14 protein-coding genes are annotated in these 21,966 nt (G+C 46.3%); 5 read left to right on the top strand and 9 right to left on the bottom strand.

Annotated elements, in window-relative coordinates:
• Window positions 1–40: 40 nt before the first annotated feature.
• Window positions 41–1,300 carry an ATP-binding protein gene (locus L0659_RS11375; protein WP_235126109.1) on the top strand — a complete coding sequence of 420 codons (1,260 nt, stop codon included), beginning with the start codon at window positions 41–43 and terminating at the stop codon, window positions 1,298–1,300.
• A gap of 12 nt (window positions 1,301–1,312) precedes the next feature.
• Here L0659_RS11375 and L0659_RS11380 read toward each other — a convergent pair whose 3' ends face one another.
• The 4 genes from L0659_RS11380 to L0659_RS11395 all read right to left on the bottom strand — a co-directional run bounded on the left by L0659_RS11380 (window position 1,313) and on the right by L0659_RS11395 (window position 6,305).
• Complete coding sequence (locus tag L0659_RS11380) at window positions 1,313–2,161, bottom strand: hypothetical protein (protein ID WP_235126110.1); 849 nt, start codon at window positions 2,159–2,161, stop codon at window positions 1,313–1,315.
• Between the two features lie 43 nt (window positions 2,162–2,204).
• Complete coding sequence (locus L0659_RS11385) at window positions 2,205–4,856, bottom strand: HEAT repeat domain-containing protein (protein ID WP_235126111.1); 2,652 nt, start codon at window positions 4,854–4,856, stop codon at window positions 2,205–2,207.
• 104 nt (window positions 4,857–4,960) lie between these two features.
• Window positions 4,961–5,869 carry a LysR substrate-binding domain-containing protein gene (locus L0659_RS11390; protein ID WP_235126113.1) on the bottom strand — a complete coding sequence of 303 codons (909 nt, stop codon included), beginning with the start codon at window positions 5,867–5,869 and terminating at the stop codon, window positions 4,961–4,963.
• Window positions 5,870–5,930: 61 nt separating this feature from the next.
• Complete coding sequence (locus L0659_RS11395; RefSeq protein WP_235126114.1) at window positions 5,931–6,305, bottom strand: hypothetical protein; 375 nt, start codon at window positions 6,303–6,305, stop codon at window positions 5,931–5,933.
• 416 nt (window positions 6,306–6,721) lie between these two features.
• Here L0659_RS11395 and L0659_RS11400 point away from each other — a divergent pair, with 416 nt between their 5' ends.
• Both L0659_RS11400 and L0659_RS11405 read left to right on the top strand, forming a co-directional pair.
• Window positions 6,722–7,519, top strand: coding sequence for a HipA family kinase (locus L0659_RS11400; RefSeq protein WP_235126115.1), 798 nt, complete (start codon window positions 6,722–6,724; stop codon window positions 7,517–7,519).
• Complete coding sequence (locus tag L0659_RS11405) at window positions 7,494–7,880, top strand: DUF3037 domain-containing protein (protein ID WP_310590700.1); 387 nt, start codon at window positions 7,494–7,496, stop codon at window positions 7,878–7,880. The genes L0659_RS11400 and L0659_RS11405 overlap by 26 nt, the downstream gene beginning before the upstream one ends.
• Before the next feature lies 1 nt (window position 7,881).
• On the opposite strand, the gene L0659_RS11410 is transcribed toward L0659_RS11405, so the two are convergent.
• The 5 genes from L0659_RS11410 to L0659_RS11430 all read right to left on the bottom strand — a co-directional run bounded on the left by L0659_RS11410 (window position 7,882) and on the right by L0659_RS11430 (window position 16,964).
• Window positions 7,882–8,637 (bottom strand): LytTR family DNA-binding domain-containing protein, encoded by a 756-nt coding sequence (locus L0659_RS11410; protein WP_235126116.1) that lies wholly within the window; start codon window positions 8,635–8,637, stop codon window positions 7,882–7,884.
• Between the two features lie 250 nt (window positions 8,638–8,887).
• A complete protein-coding gene (locus L0659_RS11415) occupies window positions 8,888–9,685 on the bottom strand; it encodes an SDR family oxidoreductase (RefSeq protein ID WP_235126117.1) in 798 nt (265 codons plus the stop codon).
• Window positions 9,686–9,714: 29 nt separating this feature from the next.
• Complete coding sequence (glgB, locus tag L0659_RS11420) at window positions 9,715–11,646, bottom strand: 1,4-alpha-glucan branching protein GlgB (protein WP_235126118.1); 1,932 nt, start codon at window positions 11,644–11,646, stop codon at window positions 9,715–9,717.
• 10 nt (window positions 11,647–11,656) lie between these two features.
• Window positions 11,657–15,010: a maltose alpha-D-glucosyltransferase gene (treS, locus tag L0659_RS11425; RefSeq protein ID WP_409018964.1), complete on the bottom strand. Its 3,354-nt coding sequence runs from the start codon at window positions 15,008–15,010 to the stop codon at window positions 11,657–11,659.
• Window positions 15,003–16,964: an alpha-1,4-glucan--maltose-1-phosphate maltosyltransferase gene (locus tag L0659_RS11430; protein WP_235126119.1), complete on the bottom strand. Its 1,962-nt coding sequence runs from the start codon at window positions 16,962–16,964 to the stop codon at window positions 15,003–15,005. Before L0659_RS11430 ends, treS begins: the two co-directional genes overlap by 8 nt.
• 321 nt (window positions 16,965–17,285) lie before the next feature.
• Between L0659_RS11430 and L0659_RS11435 the strand changes: the two genes are divergently transcribed.
• Window positions 17,286–17,663, top strand: coding sequence for a response regulator (locus tag L0659_RS11435; RefSeq protein WP_235126120.1), 378 nt, complete (start codon window positions 17,286–17,288; stop codon window positions 17,661–17,663).
• A 73-nt stretch (window positions 17,664–17,736) separates the two neighbouring features.
• A complete protein-coding gene (gene treY / locus L0659_RS11440) occupies window positions 17,737–21,948 on the top strand; it encodes a malto-oligosyltrehalose synthase (protein WP_235126121.1) in 4,212 nt (1,403 codons plus the stop codon).
• Window positions 21,949–21,966 lie beyond the last annotated feature (18 nt).

The raw sequence follows: 21,966 nt of genomic DNA on the forward strand, positions 1-21,966 counted from the left end.
ATGTTGGCTAACTTTGACATGATACGAAATGCAAATAGGAATGAAATATTCAGACGCGTCCCTACTATCAGACATTGAAAATATAAAGAAGATCCCAATCGTATCTACCATGCTCGAAGTGATCTGTAAATCAACGGGGATGGGCTTTGCCGCCATTGCGCGGGTTACGCAGGACAGGTGGATTGCGTGCAGTGTACGCGATGAGATTTCTTTCGGATTACAGCCGGGCGGAGAATTGCAGATTGAAACCACCATATGCAATGAGATCCGTGACAACCAGCAGGCCGTTATCATTGATCATGTCCAGATGAGCGAGATTTTTGCAGACCATCACACGCCCAAAATGTATGGTTTCCAAAGCTATATTTCGATTCCCATTATTCTTAAAAACGGTGACTTCTTTGGGACATTATGCGCTATTGATCCCAAGCCAGCGGTGCTGAACAACACCAAAACCATTGGAATGTTCAAACTTTTCGCAGAATTGATCGCATTTCATCTGGAAACCATACAGGTGGCGGAGCAGAGCAAAACGGCGTTGAACGAGATGAATCACAAATTGGTGGATTCAGTGATCGAAAACCGCCAGTTCAAGTATATTTCCAATCACAATTTGCAGGAACCGCTGCGAAAAATGCGTGTTTTCAGCAGTATGCTCGTGCAGGCAGGCGAAGCGGGAGATGTGGAGAAGATTAAGTTTCTTGCCGGGAAGGTTGATGACTGTGCCAGGAAGTTTTCAGAGCTTGTAAAGGAGCTATCCGAATTTTCAGAATTATATAATGATACTGACTTTGAGCTTGTTGATCTGAGAAAATTAGTCGCCGAAGTTTGTGATGAGTTGAGTGAGGAGCTGGATGAAAAGAATGCGAAAGTGCATATCAATCCGCTTCCGGTCATTAATGCAAGTTTTGCGCAGATGAAGCAGCTATTTTACAGTCTGATCACCAATTCCATGCAACATTCGAAAAAAAGCGCAGTGCATGAGATCACAATTGGCTCAAAGGAAATCACACAGAAGAATACGCCCCAGCTTCCATTGCAGAATGATTCGGAGCTGATCGAAATAACGATCGAGGATAATGGCGCCGGTTTTTCGAAACATCAGCTCGAAAGGATCTTCGACATTTTTCCCAATCTCATCAACGAAGAACTTGAAAAAAGCGATGGCTCGGGGCTTGTTTACTGTCGCAAGATCGTCCGTAACCACGGCGGCAGCATTGCAGTGGAATCCGAACCCGGACAAGGCACCGCCTTTTCCATCATTATCCCCATCAACGCCCGCCGTCACGGAAGAGTATAATGTGACACCGATTCAGTAATTGAATTCCATCGTATAAGGTGTGAAAGCCGGGTTCCCGGACCCGACGGTGACTTTGGCGGGATAACCGTTGGAAGCGTAATCATACTTATAGTCAATGGAATAGATCGGGCCATTTTTATCACTTATGGTTTCTTTCACAACATTGTTAGGGCTCATGGCATGTGCAGCCAGTTGACCGTTTCGGTCTAGCCCAAGCTTAAAAAACGGGTTTGGATGAGTATCAAATTCATACGTGACAAAACTGGCGAAAGTCGTTTCTGCGGCATATTTAACCCAGCTTTTAGCAATGTTATGCTGCTCGTTTCTGATATAGAATATGGAAAAATCGTTAGCCGTGTTGGTCTTCTCTGTGAATTCCTGGCGTGTGATAAAGCCTTGTTTGTCAATGGCATATGTTCTATAAAAGATTTCCAGGAAAATCAGGTTTTCTTCTGTCACTTCACGCAATGAGTCATTCACGGGTGGATTGAATCTGATTGAATAGGCGGGTTTGAAGATGTCAGAAACATACTGTGCCTCGCCATTCCACTCAGCGGAAACCACATCATAAGATTCCGTAACTCCTGCATTCCGCACAAAATTGCCGCTCTCATAATGCCCCGGAACATCAAAAAAAAGGAACTTCTTTTGTTCACGGAGCAGATCGCCCTCATAGATGTATTCGGCAAACAGTTTACCATTAAAAAGTAGCTTTTTCAGTTTCACATCCACCGGCGGCGACCCAAAAGGTGCCTGGTGCTTTGCCAAAACTGCCGGGTCCGGATAGGGGACCGGCTGTTTCTCGTCATCCTTACATGATGCCAGTACAAGCAAAAAGAGAAACGGTAGAAGTCTTTTCATGAGCGGGATGTTTAGGCATGCTTGGGGTTTTCAGCGACAGGCGCTATTTCCGTTGCTGAGACAAAAATGTGATCAGGGAAGCAAATTCCTCGTAAGAAAGCTCGTTGGCAAGTCCAGGAGGCATCATGGATGATTCCATTTCTTTCCTGGAAATAATATCTGACGCTTTTACGACCGTTACTTGTCCTGTAATGTCTCGGATCACAAGCTTCTCGGCAGATTCTTCGGAAACAAACCCCATGTATGTCTTATCGCCTTTCGCTGTGATCAATACGGACGCAAATCCCTGAGAGATAGATGCGTTAGGCTTTAATATTGATTCGGCGATCTGTTCGCGATTCATAATAGAACCGATCTGGCCCATAAACGGCCCCTTCATGACTTCTCCTTTGCTCAGGCTGTGGCACGCAATGCATCCCTGCTTGGTGAAAAGCTGTTTACCCAGGGCAGGATTGCCTTCTATTTTTGCAATGGCTAGCATTACATCTTCAATCGAAGATTCGCCGACCTGTCCTTTTTTATTGCGGATTTTATTCAAATCGATCTTTACTTCTTCTTTCGCTGCAACCACTTCTTCACCACCAAATTCGGTAATTCCCATGCGCAGACGTCCATTCAGGTCGGCAAAGCGCTGCTTGCCATTCTCATCCGTTTTCTTCCATTCCTCCATTAAAAAACCTTTGACCGCATCCGAAGATTCCCATGTAACGGCCTTATAGTAAGGTCCATGCGTATCTGGGCGCGTGCTCCACCACCATGAGCCGTCGTAAGGTGCTTCTTTTTTGTAAAGCCGCGCAAGCGTGGTCAGGATCTGATTTTTGGACGCATCATCTTTTGCCTGTCCATATGCCGATATCAACCCCGACACTGCTTTTGGGTCGTGCATATAACGCAATGCCCAGAGTGCGAGCGTGGCGTTTTCGGTGCCCACAGCTTTCACACATGCATCCACGGCATGAAGGGCAACAAGCGCTCTTACGGCGATGTGAGGTGTGATAATAGGAGCGTTCGGCGTGGCATGCGGCCCTTCCGTTCCTTTGGCAGGAGATACAAACGAGGCCGGCACTTTTACTTTTAATAAGGCTTCGGCTGTTTCAGGGCGTCCTAGTCGGCCCAGGCCAATGGTTGCGGCTAGCTGAACACGTGGATTTCCTTCTTGCAAACCTTTCAAAAACGGCTCAACGGGAACGTCCTGAGCGTTTTTCAGGCGGTCTGCCAGGGCACGTAAAGCGAATTCCCGTACATCATTGTCATCCGTAAGTTTGACCAGATCATTAATTCCTGAATTTCCGGCGGCCTGGGCGTAAGTGTAAATGCCGGCGACACGGGCATAAAGCGGAAGTTGTTTGTTGCTGGCTATTTTCCAGGATGCTTTCGCAGCATCTTTTGTTTTGCGGGTAAGCAGCTCCTGTTGCGCAGCCAGACGCTGAACAGCGCTTGCATGGCTCAGCAGCGTAGCCAGCTCTTTTACAGAAGATTTTTTCAGATCAACAAATGGCTTGTACTGCCAGTTTTTTGGCACTGCACGAACAACAAAACCTTTGCCCGGATTTCCGGAATAACCCGCGCCATCCCAGGCAGATAAATAAACGCTTCCTGACGCATCGATATCAATATCAGTGATTTGGGCCAGCTTAATGAATTCTTCCTCTTTTTGCGTGAAGGATGGCCCGTCGGTTGTTACACGGTGAATGTAAAGCTGGTTTCTGCCCCAGTCGGCCATCATGGGCACCTGGTTGTATTTTGCAGGCCAGTTCGGATCATCCATAAATAAAGAACCCGTTCCCGAGCCACCGCCCACATCGACAAGTGCCGGAATAATTTCTTCTGTAAAATGTTTGAAAAGAACAGGATAGCCGTATTCGCCAGATTGAATCTGGTGACTAAAACGAATGTTCCAGCCGCCTCCGTCATTGGTATTGTCCCTTGTAAAAATATTCATGTAAGGATCAATCGCCACATCGTAAATGTTGCGCATTCCGTGTGTGAAAACTTCCATTTCGGTGCCGTCGGGCCTGACACGCACGATTCCGCCGCCTAGTTGGGTCAGTTTTTTTCCTGATCTGTCTACGGCATCATGGAAACCAAAATCACCGACTGCAATGTAAATCCATCCATCAATCCCCATCCTGATCCCGTTCGTTGAGTGATCTGTTCCGCGGCTTTGGAGAAATTTGGGTGAGCTGATGTTCTGGATCAATGGAGAAGGGCCTCCGTCGGCCACGCCATCCCGGTTTTTATCTTCAAAAACGACCAGGTCCATGCCCGATGCTTTCTGTGTTTCTTTTGAAAAAGTGGTGTGTAAAACAAAAACGCGGTCACCCATCGCAATGATGCCGCGTGGGTTATCGACCTCTGCAAATGTGGTGTTCTTATCAACCTTCCCATCATGATCGGAATCGACTAATCTTACAATGCGACCCTTTCCAGGCGTTTTACCCAATGATCCGATCATGTCAACACCCACAAAAACTTCCCCGCTGGCTGCCACTGCGAGGCAGGCAGGGCTTGGCGTCAGATCTGATCCTGCAAAATGGGTAACATTAAGCTCGGCAGGCCAGGCGGCTGCATTGGGCAGAGAATCTGCTTTTATAGCGCTTAATGAAGTGTTAACGGGTTGGGAGCGATCGGTAACTGCCTGACTCCAATAGAGAATCAGGAAGGCAGAGACAAGACTAAAAGTAATCTTTAACATAATTTAATTTCAGAAAAATATTCCGTCGGGTGCCAGATGAAAAATGGATACTAACTCAACTTAATAAATGGGATAATCGAAATAACTACTCAAAATAGGCCAATTCATTTCGCGCGGTCCGCTTCTCTGTGAAAGCGTGCGAATTTCATAAAAAGGTCTGGTAAGGCTTCGTGCTGCCCGTGCAGGATCGTAAAATAGAAATAGCGGTCAATGTTCAGGCCTTCCACGTCCACAATCCGGCATTCCTTGCTTTGCAATTCTTTCAAAACAGCATGAACAGACATTAACGCCATGGAATCGGAATGCAACATGTACAATTTCATGCTTTCACTGCTGCCCAGCTGCATTTCAATGTTCAGGTCGGCAATGCTGACACCGATCGTTTTCAGGGCATGTGCAATCACCTCCAATGTGCCCGAACCCGGTTCGCGCATGAGCAGGGGGATTGTTTTGAGCTTTTCCGATGAAATGGTGCCGGTTACGGCCGTAGGGTTTTTGCTGGCCGCCACCAGAACGATTTCATCTTTTAGAAACTCAATATATTTAATGGCAGCATTTTTGGAGAAACCTTCAATCACACCAAGGTCAATCTCCTTGTTTTGAAGCGCTTGCTCAATTTCTTCGGTGTTCTTGATTGTAAGCGTTACCTGAATGTTGTGAAACTTCCTGTGAAAAGCAGCCAGGATAGGAGGGAGAATGTACTGCGCCGCGGTGGTGCTGGCGCCTAACCGCAGCTTCCCGCCTTGGCGCTGTGCTAAGTTGTTGATCTCAAACTCAATGTTGCGGTAAATCTCGAAAATCTGTTCGCTATGATGCAACAGGATTTCACCGGCTTGTGTGAGCTTTACCCGCGAGCCGTTCCGTTCAAAAAGCTTGGTATTAAGCTGATTTTCCAGCTCGTGGATGTGCTTCGTTACGGCAGGTTGTGTAATGTAGAGCTCCGCGGCCGCTTTTGTGAAGTTGAGCCGGCGGGCCACTGTGTTAAAAACCTGTAACCGAAAATCAAAGACCATATTGCAAGTTCGCTGTTAAAAGTCCAAATTCAAAAACAGCGTCTATGCAAGACAAATGTGCTTAGGGCTTTCTTTTTGGCTTTGTAGAGTCGGGCATTGCTGCGCCGCCGCTTCGGATTGTTTTCTTGTTGCGTTTTACTGAGTACGATGTGGTTGTATCGGCATCGGGGCGACCGGTGCTGCTTCTTCCGTTAATCGTTCCGCTGGTGCTTATGGTTCCGTTGTCGTTGAGAATAGGCCCGCTTTCTGCATTGGACGAGTCCTTAATGATCGCAGATACATCGGATGTGTCTGTCGTAGAGCTCACGCGGGATGACTTTTTCTGGAATGTTCGCTCTGATCGTTTTGATTCTGTTTTGTTGTCCCGCGATTGGGAAAAAGCAATCGTCGGTGCAGTTAACACCATCATGATCGTCAATATTTTCAGCGTTTTCATCGGCTTCCTGGATTAGGTTGTTAGTTTGTTTTATATAAAGACAAAGCATAAAATACCGTTCCAACATCTATCAGAAGCCAGGTCGCGTTTGAACAAACTGTTTTTATTTAATAGAGCCTCTCGCTAATCAACCTAAATTCAGTAAAACTACCTAAGCTAAAACCGTACATCTACGCTAACATTTGGACTACTAATTTAAAAAAAAGATACTTGCGAGGCATTTGCATACGGTTATTCCGTTACCCCTGACGGAACATTGACCTTCAAACTCATTCGGCGCTGGCTCATTGCCGCATTTTAAGGGACAAATATCGAGGTGATAAGATTCGCTTTCACTTACGCGGCTGCGCGCCGGAATGGGACTTGTTTTCTGAAAAATCCCTATATTGACGTCTTTGAATCGTTAGCGTCATGTAATGAATGGTCATCCGCCACAACCCAGAACTGTAAATGTTACCCGATATGTTACCCCGCTCCGGGAAGGCGGTTCGCTGCCTGCAATTGCGGAAGCCGACGACGATTTTCTCTATGTCCTGAAATTCCGTGGCGCCGGCCAGGGAACCAAAGCGCTTATTGCGGAACTGATAGGAGGGGAAATAGCACGGTTACTGGGTTTGAAAGTGCCCGAAATTGTTTTCGCCAATCTGGACGAAGCGTTTGGAAGGACCGAGCCTGACGAAGAAATTCAGGACCTGCTCAGGGCCAGCACAGGATTGAACCTGGCTATTCATTATTTATCAGGTGCCATTACTTTCGATCCGGTTGTAACAGATGTCGATCCGCGGCTTGCATCCGCCATTGTTTGGCTGGACAGCCTCATTACCAATGTCGACCGCACTGCCAGAAATACCAATATGCTCATGTGGCACAAAGAGTTGTGGCTCATTGACCATGGTGCAGCATTGTATTTTCACCATTCATGGGATAACTGGGAGGAACAGGCCAAACGGCCATTTGCACAGGTAAAAGACCACGTGTTGATTCGCTCTGCCTCTGAAATTGAGTCTGTTGATATTGAATTCAAATCAATTTTGAATGTTGAAAAAATCGAGGCTGTTGTATCCCTGATCCCGGATGACTGGCTTTTGCGCGATGCGCCTTTTGAAACTGCCGAAGATCACCGGCAGGCTTATGTGAAATTTTTAGCGTCGCGGCTCTCCGTGTCGGATATATTTGTTAAAGGAGCGAATGATGCAAGAGCAGCACTTATTTGAGTACGCCGTAATTCGCGTCGTGCCCAGGGTCGAGCGCGAAGAATTTGTTAATGTGGGTGTTATTTTGTTCTGTCCGTCGAAGCGTTTCCTGGAATGTGTTATCGAGTTGAATGCTGCCAAATTACGCGTGCTTTCCGAAAGTCTGGATCTGGATGAGGTAAGCGCATATCTGAATGCATTGAAGTTAATTTGTTTGGGCAAAAAAGAAGGCGGCACCATTGCTGCGCTACCGCCTGCCTCCCGGTTTCGCTGGCTCACCGCCACAAGAAGCACTGTTGTACAGTGTTCGAAAGTTCATCCTGGATTTTGTCGGGAGCCGGAATTAAGTTTAAGTAAATTGTTTGATCAAATGGTAAGGTAATTTAGCGCAGGTTCAGCTGCTGTTGGACTTCTTCCTTTTTTCTTCTGGATACTTCCACTTGCGACCCGTCCGAAAGGAGCACATACTGACTGTTGTGCGTCACCTGCTTAATATACCGGGAATTGACCAAATGTGATTTATGTGTACGGATGAAATTAAACTCTCCCAGCATATCGTCAAAGAACTTTAATGTTTTGCTGGAAACGAATGGCCTTTTGCCGACTAAATGAATGGAAGTGTAATTTTTATCAGCTTCCAGCCTGAGAATTTCGTCGAGCATAAAGAAGAAAACGCCTTCGCTGGAAGGGACGGCCAGACGGAAATCCTTGATGTCTTTTTTCTTGATATTATCAATCAGGTTATCTAAAAGGACTTGCTTAGGGCGGGCATTTTTCTCTTTTACCTTGTCAAGATGCCGGTTAATGGCAAATTTTAGTTCTTCCACACAAATGGGTTTCACTAAGTAATCCAGCGCGCTGAACCGGATCGCCTGGATCGCATATTTGTTGAAAGCGGTTGTAAAGACAATGTCGAAATCAGGGTTTTTTCGTTCAACAAGCAAATCGAATCCGGATTTTCCAGGCATCTCCACATCCAGAAAAATGATTCCTGGTTTAAAGGTTTTCATCACTTCCACAGCCTGATCCACGGATTGTGCATGCATGATGGTCATTTCTTCCGGGATCACCGTTTCCAGATAATTGGCGAGAATGTAACGGGCTTTTCTTTCATCATCAATAATTAGCGCATTTATCATAACGTTCTCAATGTAAAGGTGATGTAAGTATACGAAAACATGATCAACGTCAGACTGCATCAATTACAGAGCGTCTGGTTGTGAGATTTGCTACGCCGATCCGGTTTAATCCGGAAGTATAATTAAGAGAAAAGAAGAAGAATGTGATTTTTGAACCATTTAAAGGCGGGTTTGATTTATTTAAAGGCTAAAAGCAAAAAGGCCATATCATCACATTGATGATATGGCCTTATGATCAGAATCCTATCGATTATTCTTCGTCCACAGGCTTCTGAATTTCATTCATATTGTGCGCTACCATACTATCCGGCGTGATATTGCTTATGCCCATTTGCAGCTTGTTTTTGAGCCCTGATATTACCTTATCTTTTCCTGCCATCAGCGCGTCATAACCATCTTTCGCTACACCCGCCGGATCCGCTTTTGCGTCTTCATCCTGGACTGCCTTGCTGCTGTTCATATCTGCCTTGTTGAAGAAATCCGTATCGGTTACGCCTGGCAGTAATGCGGTTACAGTAATATCTGTCTCGCTCAGTTCTTCGCGTAAGGCCTGGCTGAAAGACAACACGAATGCTTTGGTACCATGGTAAACCGCCTGCCATGGGCCTGGGGTTTTGCTCGCAATGGAGGCCAGGTTAAGGATCCTTCCGGAATTCGCCGCCACCATGTCTTTAAGGAACAGCTTGGTCAGGATGACCACAGCTGAAATGTTCAGCTCAATGATGTCCAGTTCCCTGTCCAGCTCGTTGTCCTGAAACAATCCGTAAACACCTTGTCCGGCATCATTAACAAGCACGTCGATGGTGATTCCCTTACTTTTCACTTCGTCATAAACCGACAATGTTTCTTCCCGGTTAAAGAAGTCTTTGGCAATGGTGATCACTTCTACACCATGCTGCCTGAATTCCTGGGCCTTTACTGCAAGTTGCTGTTCATCGCGTGATACGATGACCAGGTTATACTGATCTTTTGCAAACAGCAACGCTAGCTCGTAGCCTATGCCGCTTGTTGCGCCGGTTATCAGCGCATATTTTCCGCCAGATGACATAAATGATAGTTTATTGATGAAAGTTTAATTTACAGCCATTCAAATTCCCGCACATATTTCAGTACAACGATGGCCAATGGTGGTAAAACGAGCGGAAGCGAATGAACCCTGCTGTGTTTTGGGACAGGATAACTTTCCTGTTCATCCCTATTCACCACATCTGATCCACCATATTTCAGGTCATCGGTGTTAAAAATTTCCTGGTAATATCCGGGTTTCGAAACGCCGACCCTGTAGTTACTTTTTACAACAGGAGTGAAGTTTCCGATAAAAATTAAATCGTCTTCTTCATTCTGTCCTTTCCGTATCCAGCTCATAATGCTGTTTACGCCATCCTGATTATCAATCGATTCGAAGCCGTCCTGTGAAAAGTTATTTTCATAGAGAGCAGGTTGTGACTGATAGAAACCATTCAGATCTTTTAACAGCAACTGAATGCCCGTATGGGATGGATTGTTGTTTTCATTCCAATCCAAACTGAAATCGTGTCTCCACTCATGCCGTTGCGCGAAATCGGCGCCCATAAAGAGCAGTTTCGCACCCGGATGCCCGAACATATAACCGTAAAGCAAACGCAGGTTGGCGAACTGTTGCCAATGGTCACCGGGCATTTTATTGATCATCGAATTTTTACCGTAAACCACTTCATCATGCGAGAGCGGCAATGTAAATTTCTCAGAAAACGCATAGTGAATGCTAAACGCCAGTTGTCCCTGGTGATGCGACCGATGAACCGGGTCGCGCTGAAAATAGGATAATGTGTCGTGCATCCAGCCCATCATCCATTTCATGTCAAAGCCCAGGCCGCCGTGGCTGGTGGGACTAGTTACCCCGGGCCATGCCGTTGATTCTTCGGCAATGGTGAGGACGTCCGGGAAATTCGTATGCACTGCGTTGTTGAATTCCCTTAAAAAATCAAGCGCTTCCAGGTTTTCGCGTCCGCCATACTGGTTAGGGATCCATTCCCCTTCATTTCTGGAATAATCCAGATAAAGCATGGAAGCCACAGCATCCACCCGTAATGCATCAATGTGGAATTTATCGAGCCAGTAAATAGCATTTGAAATCAAAAATGCCTTCACCTCATTCCGGCCGTAATTAAATATGAAGCTCTTCCAATCCGGATGAAATCCTTTTCTTGGATCAGCATGCTCATACAAATGTGTTCCGTCGAAATATCCCAGGCCGTGTTCATCGGTAGGGAAGTGGGATGGCACCCAGTCAAGGATCACGCCTATGCCAGCCTGGTGCAGCGCGTCAACCAGAAACATAAAATCCTGAGGTGTTCCAAAACGGCTGCTGGGCGCGAAGTAACCCGTCAGCTGATAGCCCCACGAACCGTAAAACGGGTGCTCCATGACCGGCATAAATTCCACATGCGTGAAATTCATATAATTGCAATATTCGGGCAATTCCGCCGCAAGCTCGCGGTAGGTTAAAAACCGGCCTTCTTCTTCCTCCACCCGGCGCCAGGAACCAATGTGCATTTCGTAAATGGAAATGGGCTTGCTGAGCGGCGGCGCGCTGCGGCGTTTTTCAAGCCATTGGGCATCATTCCATTGGTAATCAAGGTCCCAAACTACGGTTGCGGTGTGCGGGGGAGTTTCCCAGTGAAATGCATAAGGGTCTCCTTTTTCAACTTCGTAACCATTATTGGATCGGATAAAATATTTGTAATATTCTCCACGGCCAATTTCATGAACAAAGCCTTCCCAGATTCCCGAACCGTCATTCCTATTATTTAATGGATGTGATTCCCTGTTCCAGCCGTTGAAATTCCCAACCACTGAAACCTCTTGTGCATTGGGTGCCCAAACGGCAAAATGCGTTCCTTTAACCCCGTCCCGCTCAATAATGTGCGAGCCGAGTTTATTATAAATATGATAATGTGTTCCGGATTTGAACAAGTCAATGTCAAATCCGGATAGCATTGGCAATGCATCGCTGCGCTGATCTGTCATGGTCAAAATTTTAAGCTGTTACCAGGGGTTCGGATTTGTGCATGAGTGCTTTTATACCACTTAATGGCACCATCACCCATGTAGGCCTGTTATTGACCTCATAGTTCAGTTCGTAAATGGCCTTTTGCAATAAGAAGGTCTGTAAAAGCACTTCCAGATCTTCTTTTTTCTGCGGAATGATCGGGCTGTCTTTGATCGTTTCCAGATATGCTTTCATGAAAAACCCGCTCATATAGTGATACCATTGTTCCACGAAAGGCAGCAGTTTCCCAATGTCTTCCTTACGAACCTGGTTGTCGAGATGCAGACTGCCATAGGCAGCATAATGGAATGACCGCAACATCCCGGCAACATCCCTCAGCGCGGAGCGTTTCAGCCTTCTTTCGCTATAACTGCGTGCGGGTTCGCCTTCGAAATCGAGAATAATGAAGTCTTTTCCCGTAAACAAAACCTGCCCTAAGTGATAGTCGCCATGGATCCGGATCTTGTCGGTATCAATTTTACGGCTATATACTTTTTTAAGCTCTGTGAGAATCTCATCTTTCATTTGCAGCACGTCTGCGGCTTCCTGCTGTGCTTCCGGAGTCAGTTTCTTGGTGTTCCGGTTAAGGCTTTGGAATGCCACCCGCACAAGTGATTGCAGTGACGAGTAAACCGAGCGCTGATAATGCAGCGAAAATTCTTCAGGCTTGAAATCCGGATTATTTTTGCCTGATGCCAGCGCCAGGTGCATTTCTGCTGTCCTGGTTCCGAGGAGTGCAACCTGTTCTGCAACGGGAACATCCAGCAAATCCTTCAATGCATCCGGAATGTCTTCGTAACCCACGGGGTTTGTCAATGTGCCCACAAGTTCGGTAGGCAGCTGGATTTCGCTGGTCGAAAGGATTTTTTCATTAAAACTATCGAGTCTGTCCAGCATATTGGCCCAGGCGTCGGTGCTGTTTACGACCATTTCCTGCATCATACCAAGCACCATGCTGTCATTTTTGTGTTTCCACTCAACGGCGCCAACAAATGCCGGAATATTTTTGAACTCCGCCTCGTGTGTAAGGAAATGAGTGATTTCCATATCCGGGTTGATCGCCCTGTCTACTTTCCGGTAAAGCTTGAAGAAATACTTTCCGTCGTAAGTAATGGATGTATTGCTTTGTTCGCCTGAAAGAACACGCGGTTTAAACTTATCTGTTTCCTTAATGTGCGCAGCCAGATCTGCATTTCCGGTAAAATGGATCTCGCTGTTTTTGGCTTTCAGCTTCACATTTTCACCCATATTAACGAGTAATGCGTGTTGCAATTCCAGTCCGTAAATTGCGTCAAACAGCACACCTTCCTCCTCATCACCAACCTTGATCCGGGCAATCACGGCTTGCGGACAGTCCTCTTTTACGCGATTCGAGAATTGCTCTTTGCCGTATGCCACAGGAAGCTGATACATTTCAGGAAGATCATTCTGATACGCCATTTCCAGCAACAGAATGTAAGCAGGGGGATTTTGTCCCAATGGAATTGTGGCCTGTGAAACGACTTTGATACTATCCAGACCTTTCCCTTTTCCGCCAAACCAGCGCATTTTCATGAGGTAAGCAGGCAGGAATTTGTTTTCCAGTTTTTCCAGGACTTCCGGTTTAAGCAGATCACTCCACTCTTTCAGTTCAAGCAATGGAAGCTCCTCATTCTGATCGATTTCCGGATGCGTTTTTTGCATAACGAAAGATTGACAAGCATAAGCCTCTAATGTGAAGAAATACGGGGTGTTATCCTTAACCGACGGAAATTTGTTCTTACTATATATCTCAACAGGCTGGAAACCTTTGTATGCGTCCAGATCAAGCTCCACAGGTTGCGGGAAGCGTGAGAGGTTAGCAATCACAAGCATGGTTTCATCCTTGAATGTTCTTGTGAAAGCAAGCACTTTGGAATTTTCCGAATTCAAAAACTTAATATCCCCACGGCTGAATGCATCATATTTTTTCCGCGTAGCGATCGCCCTCTTCATCCACCATAATAAGGATGAAGAATTACGTTCCTGCAACTCCACATTCACCGATTCGTAATGATATTGAGGATCCAGAATTAATGGCAGATAAAGTCGCTGTGGGTTAGCCTGTGAAAATCCGGCATTACGATCGGGGTTCCATTGCATCGGCGTTCTAACGCCGTCACGGTCGCCCAGATAGAAGTTGTCACCCATGCCGATTTCATCTCCATAGTAGATGATCGGTGTGCCGGGGAATGTAAACAGCAGCGAATTAAGCAGCTCAATTTTCTTCCTGCTATTCTCCATCAGCGGCGCAAGCCTGTGCCTGATTCCAAGGTTAATTCTGGCTTTGGGGTCTTTGACATATACTTTATACATATAGTCACGTTCCTCGTCCGTAACCATTTCCAGCGTCAGCTCATCATGGTTCCTCAGGAAAATTCCCCACTGGCAGTTTTCAGGGATCTCAGGAGTCTGGTCAAAAATATCCGTAATCGGATAGCGGTCTTCCATTTGCAGCGACATAAACATCCGCGGCATGATCGGGAAATGATAGTTCATCTGACATTCATCGCCGTCACCAAAATAAGCAGCAGAATCCTCTGGCCACATGTTTGCTTCGGCCAGCAGCAATGTGCCCGGATAGCGCTCGTCTACATACGCCCTGAGTTTTTTCAAATACTCATGGGTTTCGGGAAGATTTTCGCAGTTTGTTCCATCCCGTTCAAACAGGTAAGGGACAGCATCCAGGCGGAAGCCGTCAACACCCATTTCGCACCAGAATTCAAGAATTTTCAAAATCTCTTCCTGCACCAGTGGACTATCATAGTTCAAATCCGGTTGATGATGGAAGAAGCGGTGCCAGTAATATTGCTCAGCCTCGCTGTCCCAGGTCCAGTTTGATTTCTCATAATCCTGGAAAATAATCCGCGCATCTTTAAACTGCTTCGGATCGTCAGTCCAAACATAAAACTCGCGTTCAGGAGAACCTTTCGGCGCTTTCCTCGCACGTTGAAACCAGGGATGCTGGTCGGAAGTGTGGTTGATAACCAACTCGGTAATCACTTTCAGGCCGCGCTGATGCGCTTCTTTCAGGAAATCCTGAAACTCGGTCAGATCACCGTAAGATGGGTTAATCGAGTAATAATCAGCAATATCGTAACCATCGTCGCGGAGCGGTGATGGATAAAAAGGCAATAACCAGATGGCCGTTACGCCAAGGTCCTGCAAGTAATCAAGTTGCTCCATAAGCCCCTTGAAATCGCCGATCCCGTCGCAATTGCCGTCTTTAAATGCTTTAATGTGCAACTCATATATGATGGCATCTTTGTACCAATGCAGATTCTTATCGAGTATTCCGTTTTTGTCTTCCATTATTTTATCCATTGAGCGTTTCAATTTTAAATATGTGCGCAGGCATTTCGTATGGGTTTAGCTGGACAAAGTTGTATTCTCCCTGCCAGTAGTATTTTTCACCGCTAAGCATATCGATCACCCTGTAAGTCTGGTCGGGATGAATGCCGAAACGGTGGATAGGCACTTTAATGTGCGCGCCTTGTGTGTTGAACACGTCCAGGTTCACTGATATAAGCAATGCATTGTTCGCATCCTCATCCTGTTTGAGATAGCAGATCACCATATCATTGTTGGTTTCTGCAAAATCAATGTTCCAGGTAGATTGTAATGCAGGGTTTTCTTTGCGTATCCTGTTTATGCGGGTGATGATCTCACGGGTGCGGCTGTACTGTTTCCAGTCCCATTGCTTGATCTCGTATTTCTCATTATCGGTATATTCTTCCTTCCCGGGATGCGGCTTGTTGACCCCATATTCATACACGGGACCATATAGCCCGTAGTTGGAGGATAATGTTGCTGCTAAAATCAGCCGCATAATGTGCGCATTCTCACCGCCTTCTGCCAGGTGATGCGGAAGGATATCCGGCGTATTGGGCCAGAAATTAGGACGGAAGTAGTATTGCTGGCCGGTTTTGGTGAGCTCTTCCATATACTTTTCTATCTCCCATTTGCTGTTCCGCCAGGTAAAATAGGTGTATGACTGGTTGAAGCCGATTTTTGCCAACCGCTCCATTACGCGCGGCCTTGTAAATGCCTCTGCCAGAAATATGACTTCGGGGTTTACTTTCCGCACTTCCCCGATCATCCATTCCCAGAATGCAAAAGCCTTCGTATGCGGATTATCGATCCTGAAAACTTTAACACCCTTACCAATCCAGAAATCGATCACGCTTTTCAGTTCTTCCCAAAGATTTTGCCAATCCTGCGTTTCGAAGTCGAACGGCAGGATGTCTTCATATCGTTTGGGGGGATTTTCTGCATATTGGACCGTTCCGTCCGGACGCCATTTGAACCATTGTGGATGTTCTTTCACATAAGGGTGGTCAGGCGCACATTGATATGCAATGTCCATCGCAACTTCAATGCCGAGGTTTTTTGCTTCCGCAACCAGTTCGGCAAAATCTTCAATTGTGCCTAATTCCGGATGAATAGCCTTGTGTCCGCCGAGCCGGTTACCAATTGCCCAGGGCGAACCCGGATCCGTTTCGGATGGCGTCAGCGAGTTGTTTTTGCCCTTCCTCTTCATTTCACCGATCGGGTGGACCGGCGGGAAATAAAGCGTATCAAAACCCATTTTCGCAACGAGCGGCAACAGGTTTGCAACGTCTTTGAATGTTCCGTGCGTATCCGGCAATGCGGAGGCAGAGCGCGGGAATAGTTCGTACCAGCTGCTGAAACCCGCTTTCTTGCGCTCTACTTCCAATTTGTAAGTATGCTCATACACCGTAATGCGATCCGTGTAGCGAATTTTTTTCATGGCATTAGCCACTTCGTCACTCACCGACAAATGCACCGCAGTTTCCGGATTTGAGCCGGTTTTCAGCGCGTCGATCCATTTTTCGAATGCCGGTCTTTCGTCCTTATCGGCCAGCGCCAATGCTTCTTCAAGCAGTTCTGCGCCAATAAGTATTTCAACCGAAATGTCCTGGTTCGCATCGAATTTTTTGACCAAACCATTTTTCCATGTTGTAAAATGGTCAATCCAGCCTGTGAAGCGATATTCGTAAAAACCTGTTTGATCGGGCTTCCAGGTCGCTTCCCATTGATTGTTGATCATGTATTTCATGGGAATTTCTTCCCAAAGAGCTGCTGATTCGTGTTTGTAAATTACGCTTGCCGCTACCACGTCGTGGCCATCCCCAATAATGTCTGCTGTCAAGACCACTTTTTCGCCTATGGCCCTTTTTGCAGGAAATCTGCCACTTTCAATCTGGGGAGTAACGTTGGAAATCACGACCCGCTTTCTGCCGTCCTGAATATGCATCGATCCGAATTTTAGTTTTCCATTCTTGAATGGCTACTCAAACAATCAAAACCATGCCTGGAGTAATGTTCAGAGCCTTATAATTGAGCATTATAGCTGCTAATATTGCAGTTATTATATAGTTATCGGTTTGGTTTAATTATTGTAATCCCGTAAATTTCAGCGACTTCTCAATGCATATACCGCCACTTTTTTCTTATATCAAATCCGGCCCGGCAATATCTGGGCCGAAATGCTGATTATAATGGTTAATTTTTTTGAGTTTTGCGTGAATTAATATTTTTAGCTTCTTTCTGATCATATATTTTCTCAGCCGGACCGATGGAGTTTATTCTGATAGACGACAGTGCTTTTGACTTGTTTACGCAAGAAAAGCTGCTTTTAAAGAGCGGTCTGGCGCGTTCTGTAAAGGCATTTAGTTCGGCCCAGCTGGCGATGAATTTTCTTGAAGAACAAACAGAGAATTTTCCCGAAACCATCATCCTGCTCGACATTCAGATGCCCGGCCTGAACGGGTTTGAGTTTACCCGGCAATATGCCCATCTCTCGCCGGCCTTGCGGCAGCGAATCAAGATCTTTATGATTTCTTCAACCGTGGACACGGACGACATTGCCAAGGTGCGTTCCAATCCTTATGTGATCCAGCTGCTTTCAAAACCCCTGGAAATTCCTGTTTTACGCGCGCTTATGAGTCAGTAAATCGGCTTGCTGCGCCGCAAGCGGTTCGGGTGGCACAATATTTAATGTGGTTGAAAAATAACATTCAGCCATTATGAAGAATCCAACAGCTACTTACCGTTTACAATTTCATAAAGATTTTTCCTTTTCAGACTTCGAGAACCAGATTTCGTATTTGCAGAAACTGGGCGTCCGGACCATCTACGCTTCTCCTATTTTAGCCGCCACGAAGGGCAGTACGCACGGTTACGACGGCATCAGCCCAGAGATTATCAACCCGGAAATCGGGACTTTGGAGCAGTTGAAAAAAATTAGTGAGACGTTGAAGCAACTCGATATAGACTGGTTGCAGGACATTGTTCCCAATCACATGGCATTCCATTCCGAAAACGAATGGTTGATGGACGTGCTTGAAAAAGGGCAGCAGTCAGAGTATGCTTCATTTTTTGACATTGCATGGAACAGCAAGCTCTTTCAGGGCAAATTAATGGTTCCTTTTCTGGGCGCTGCGCTGGACGAGGTTATTGATAATGAACAGCTAAAAGTTGAGTACGCAGGAAACAGGCTGGTGATCAATTACGAAGGGGCGACCTTTCCGTTGAACATTCGTTCTTACATGAACATTTTGGGCACTGACCAGGATAATGCTCCCGAAACGATCCATCAACTGGTCACACAGCTCAACGAAATTCATGAAGCCGAAAGTGCAAAGGTGTTTTCGCAGCGTTGGAGTGAGTTTTTGCTTCAACTTTCTTCTCTAATGAAAAACGAGAAGATCAAAAGCTGGATCGATCAGGTTGTGGGCGCTATTAATAGTGATAAAGAAAAGCTTAACACGCTTGTAAAGGGACAGGAATATTTGCTTTGTTTCTGGCAGGAAACCGACTCGAAGATCAATTTCCGACGGTTTTTTACCGTGAATGGCCTCATCTGTCTAAATATGCAAAGTGATGCCGTTTTTGAAAAATATCATGAATTTATCAAGCAGCTCGTGGATGAAGGCATTTTCCAAGGCCTCCGCGTAGACCATATCGACGGTCTTTACGATCCTGCCGGTTATCTGGATAAGCTCCGTGAACTGGGGGGACAGGATACATATATCATTGTTGAAAAAATCCTTGAAAAAGATGAGTCGATGCCCACGCAATGGCCGATTCAGGGCACATCAGGTTATGAGTTTCTGGCCGATGTCAATAATGTGCTGACCAATGCAAATGCCGAGCAGCTCTTTTCAAACTTTTATCATGAACTGACTGAAACCGACGACTCGATCAGGGAGCAACTTTTGGAGAAAAAATCAGGGATCCTGAATAACCATATGGGCGGGGAGCTGGATAATTTGTATCAGTTGTTTACAGATCTGGAACTGGTCGATTTGCAGGAATTGGAATCTGTTGGAAAAGAAAAGGTCAAAGCGGCCATCGGCGAATTCCTGATCCATTGCCCCATTTATCGCTATTATGGAAAGGAAATGCCTTTGTCCCAAACGGAAACAGAGGCGGTGAGGGCTGTACTGGAAGAGGTTAAGGAACATCATCCCGATCTGAAAGACGCAGCTGACCTCCTGGATCAGGCCATTTTGCTTAAAACGGCTGATGGCGACGAAGCCTATAACGCGAAAGCGTTGGAATTTTATCAGCGTTGGATGCAATTTACAGGGCCGCTGATGGCCAAGGGTGGGGAGGACACATTAATGTATACATATAATCGCTTTGTAGGTCATAATGATGTTGGAGATTTTCCGGACCGCTTTGGCATGTCGGTTAAAGACTTTCATCATAAAATGCGAGTGCGTCAGAAGGAATGGCCGCTATCCATGAACACCACTTCCACACACGATACGAAAAGGGGTGAGGATGTGCGCGCAAGGCTTAATGTACTTACCGATTTGCGCGAAGAATGGATCGCCAAAGTTAATGAATGGCGGAAGCTGAATGAGCCCCTGAAAAAGGCGGACGGCCCGACCGATAATGATGAATATCTAATCTACCAGACATTAACAGGCGCTTATCCGATGCCGGGTGAAGATGCGAGCGACTTTGCAGAACGATTGGGCGATTACCTCAAAAAAGCGCTTCGCGAAGCAAAAACCGACACAACCTGGGCCGAACCGAATGAAGTGTATGAAAAAAGCACGGAGGAATTCGCGCTCAGCCTGCTCGATCCGCAGTCGCCATTCTTCCGGGATTTCCAGGAATACTTAAAAACCATTACAGATGCCGGAATTGTGAACTCACTGGCACAGGTGCTATTGAAATTTACTTGTCCGGGCATTCCGGATGTTTACCAGGGAACTGAGCTTTGGGACCTTAGTCTTGTGGATCCCGACAACCGCAGGCCTTTTGACTATGAAATTCGTAAAACCTGGTTAAAGGAATTTGAGGATTACGATACAGAACGGCTGCTGGAAAAACTCTGGGAAACGAGGAATTCCGGGCAGATCAAACTTTGGCTCACGCACCAGCTTTATAACCTTAGAAAAACGAATCCTGTCCTTTTCTCGGAAGGTGAATATGTGCCACTTAAAATCCGTGGCGCATATAAAGAGCACATGCTGGCATTTGCCCGCAAACACAAAAAGGAATTTCTTGTCGTAGCAATTCCCCTGCACAGCGCAATGCTTTGCAAAGAACAAGGAAAAGCCTTTTTCGATCTCGATTGGAAGGATACATCCGTAGTGTTACCCGATAACATGGAGGCAGCATGGACAGAAATGCTGACCGGAAAAGAAGGGAAATATGAAGGTAAACTAACACCGTCCGAAATTTTTAACGGACTGCCGATTGCCGTTTTAAAAGGTAAAAAGCCTGATAACGAGCGAAAAGCTGGTGTTTTACTACACATTACATCCCTAGCTTCACCATTTGGAATAGGCGATCTGGGTTCAGAAGCTTTTGCATTTGCAGATTTTCTGGCAAAAAGCGGCCAGAAATTATGGCAGATCCTGCCCCTTAATCCCGTTGAAGCCGCGCAGTCCAATTCTCCGTACAGCGCGCTTTCGAGTCGCGCCGGTAACCCATTGCTGATCAGCCCTGAGATGCTGGCTAAGGAAGGGCTTCTTGAATTGGAAGTGTTGGGCGAACATATGCTGCCGCAAAACGGTAAAGCGGATTATGAGCAGGCAGGGAAATTAAAACACGAGTTTTTAACCAAAGCCTACGAAAAATTTCTCGCGCTGGACATTGCAGAAGCCAATGAAGCGTTTGACGCCTTTTGTCAAAAAAATGAAGAGTGGCTGGAAGACTTTGCCATTTACATTGCACTGAAACAGATACACGATGGCAAGCCCTGGTACACCTGGCCGGAGGAATTCAGAAAGCGCGATGCAAGTGCGCTGGACGGGATTGATCCTGAGAAATTGAAGTTTATTAAATGGCAGCAATATGTTTTTGATAAGCAGTGGAAAGAGTTGAAATCGTATTGTAACGAGCAGGATATTAAGCTTTTGGGCGACATTCCGTTCTATGTGAGCTACGATTCGGCAGATGTTTGGGCGAATCCTGAGCTTTTTTGTGTGGATGAAGAAGGGAAGATCACGGGCATTGCAGGTGTGCCGCCGGACGCGTTCTCGGATGATGGACAGCTTTGGGGAATGCCAGTATTCAACTGGGGCGCGGTTAAAAAACAGGATTACAAATGGTGGGTTGACCGCTTAGCCAAAAACATCGAATTGTTTGACATTGTCCGGCTCGACCATTTCCGTGCGTTTGCGGATTACTGGGAAGTTGCGGGTGGGGAGAAAACGGCCGTAAGCGGAGAATGGAAGCTCGGGCCTGATGAGGAGTTTTTCAAAAAAATGGAGTCCGCCCTGGGCGACTTGCCGTTTGTTGCCGAAGATCTTGGTGAAATCAGCCCTGAGGTTTATAAGTTAAGGGATAAATTCAAGCTGCCGGGAATGAAGGTGCTGCAATTTGCTTTTGGTGAAAATATGGCGCAGTCGGATCACATTCCGCATAACTTCAATTCGAATTTCTACGCTTACACCGGCACGCATGATAATAACACCACACTAGGCTGGTTCAAAGCGGCGAAGGACGATGACATTAAAGAGCTGATGGGGCAGTATGTTGGCTATGAGGTTACTGAGGAGAATGTTTGTGACGTGCTGGCACGCCTGACTTATTCTTCTGTTGCCAAAGCGGCCATACTGCCGATGCAGGATGTGTTGCGGCTCGACGAGACAGCGATTATGAATATTCCCGGTTCGAACGAAAACAACTGGTCATGGAGGCTCACGCCAGGGCAGATCACGGAAGAGGCTCAGCAATATCTTTTGAACCTGACCACCATGTACAACCGCGACTAGGCTTTCGGGAAAATGATT

It is taken from the genome of Dyadobacter sp. CY347 (genome assembly GCF_021502655.1).
Lineage (GTDB): Bacteria > Bacteroidota > Bacteroidia > Cytophagales > Spirosomataceae > Dyadobacter.

Coding starts and splice junctions, on each gene's coding strand:
- glgB (WP_235126118.1), bottom strand. CDS start 11,646: ATGACAGATCAGCGCAGCGATGCATTGCCAATGCTATCCGGATTTGAC.
- L0659_RS11375 (WP_235126109.1), top strand. CDS start 41: ATGAAATATTCAGACGCGTCCCTACTATCAGACATTGAAAATATAAAG.
- L0659_RS11390 (WP_235126113.1), bottom strand. CDS start 5,869: ATGGTCTTTGATTTTCGGTTACAGGTTTTTAACACAGTGGCCCGCCGG.
- L0659_RS11385 (WP_235126111.1), bottom strand. CDS start 4,856: ATGTTAAAGATTACTTTTAGTCTTGTCTCTGCCTTCCTGATTCTCTAT.
- treS (WP_409018964.1), bottom strand. CDS start 15,010: ATGGATAAAATAATGGAAGACAAAAACGGAATACTCGATAAGAATCTG.
- L0659_RS11435 (WP_235126120.1), top strand. CDS start 17,286: ATGGAGTTTATTCTGATAGACGACAGTGCTTTTGACTTGTTTACGCAA.
- L0659_RS11380 (WP_235126110.1), bottom strand. CDS start 2,161: ATGAAAAGACTTCTACCGTTTCTCTTTTTGCTTGTACTGGCATCATGT.
- L0659_RS11400 (WP_235126115.1), top strand. CDS start 6,722: ATGAATGGTCATCCGCCACAACCCAGAACTGTAAATGTTACCCGATAT.
- L0659_RS11395 (WP_235126114.1), bottom strand. CDS start 6,305: ATGAAAACGCTGAAAATATTGACGATCATGATGGTGTTAACTGCACCG.
- L0659_RS11405 (WP_310590700.1), top strand. CDS start 7,494: ATGATGCAAGAGCAGCACTTATTTGAGTACGCCGTAATTCGCGTCGTG.
- L0659_RS11430 (WP_235126119.1), bottom strand. CDS start 16,964: ATGCATATTCAGGACGGCAGAAAGCGGGTCGTGATTTCCAACGTTACT.
- L0659_RS11410 (WP_235126116.1), bottom strand. CDS start 8,637: ATGATAAATGCGCTAATTATTGATGATGAAAGAAAAGCCCGTTACATT.
- L0659_RS11415 (WP_235126117.1), bottom strand. CDS start 9,685: ATGTCATCTGGCGGAAAATATGCGCTGATAACCGGCGCAACAAGCGGC.
- treY (WP_235126121.1), top strand. CDS start 17,737: ATGAAGAATCCAACAGCTACTTACCGTTTACAATTTCATAAAGATTTT.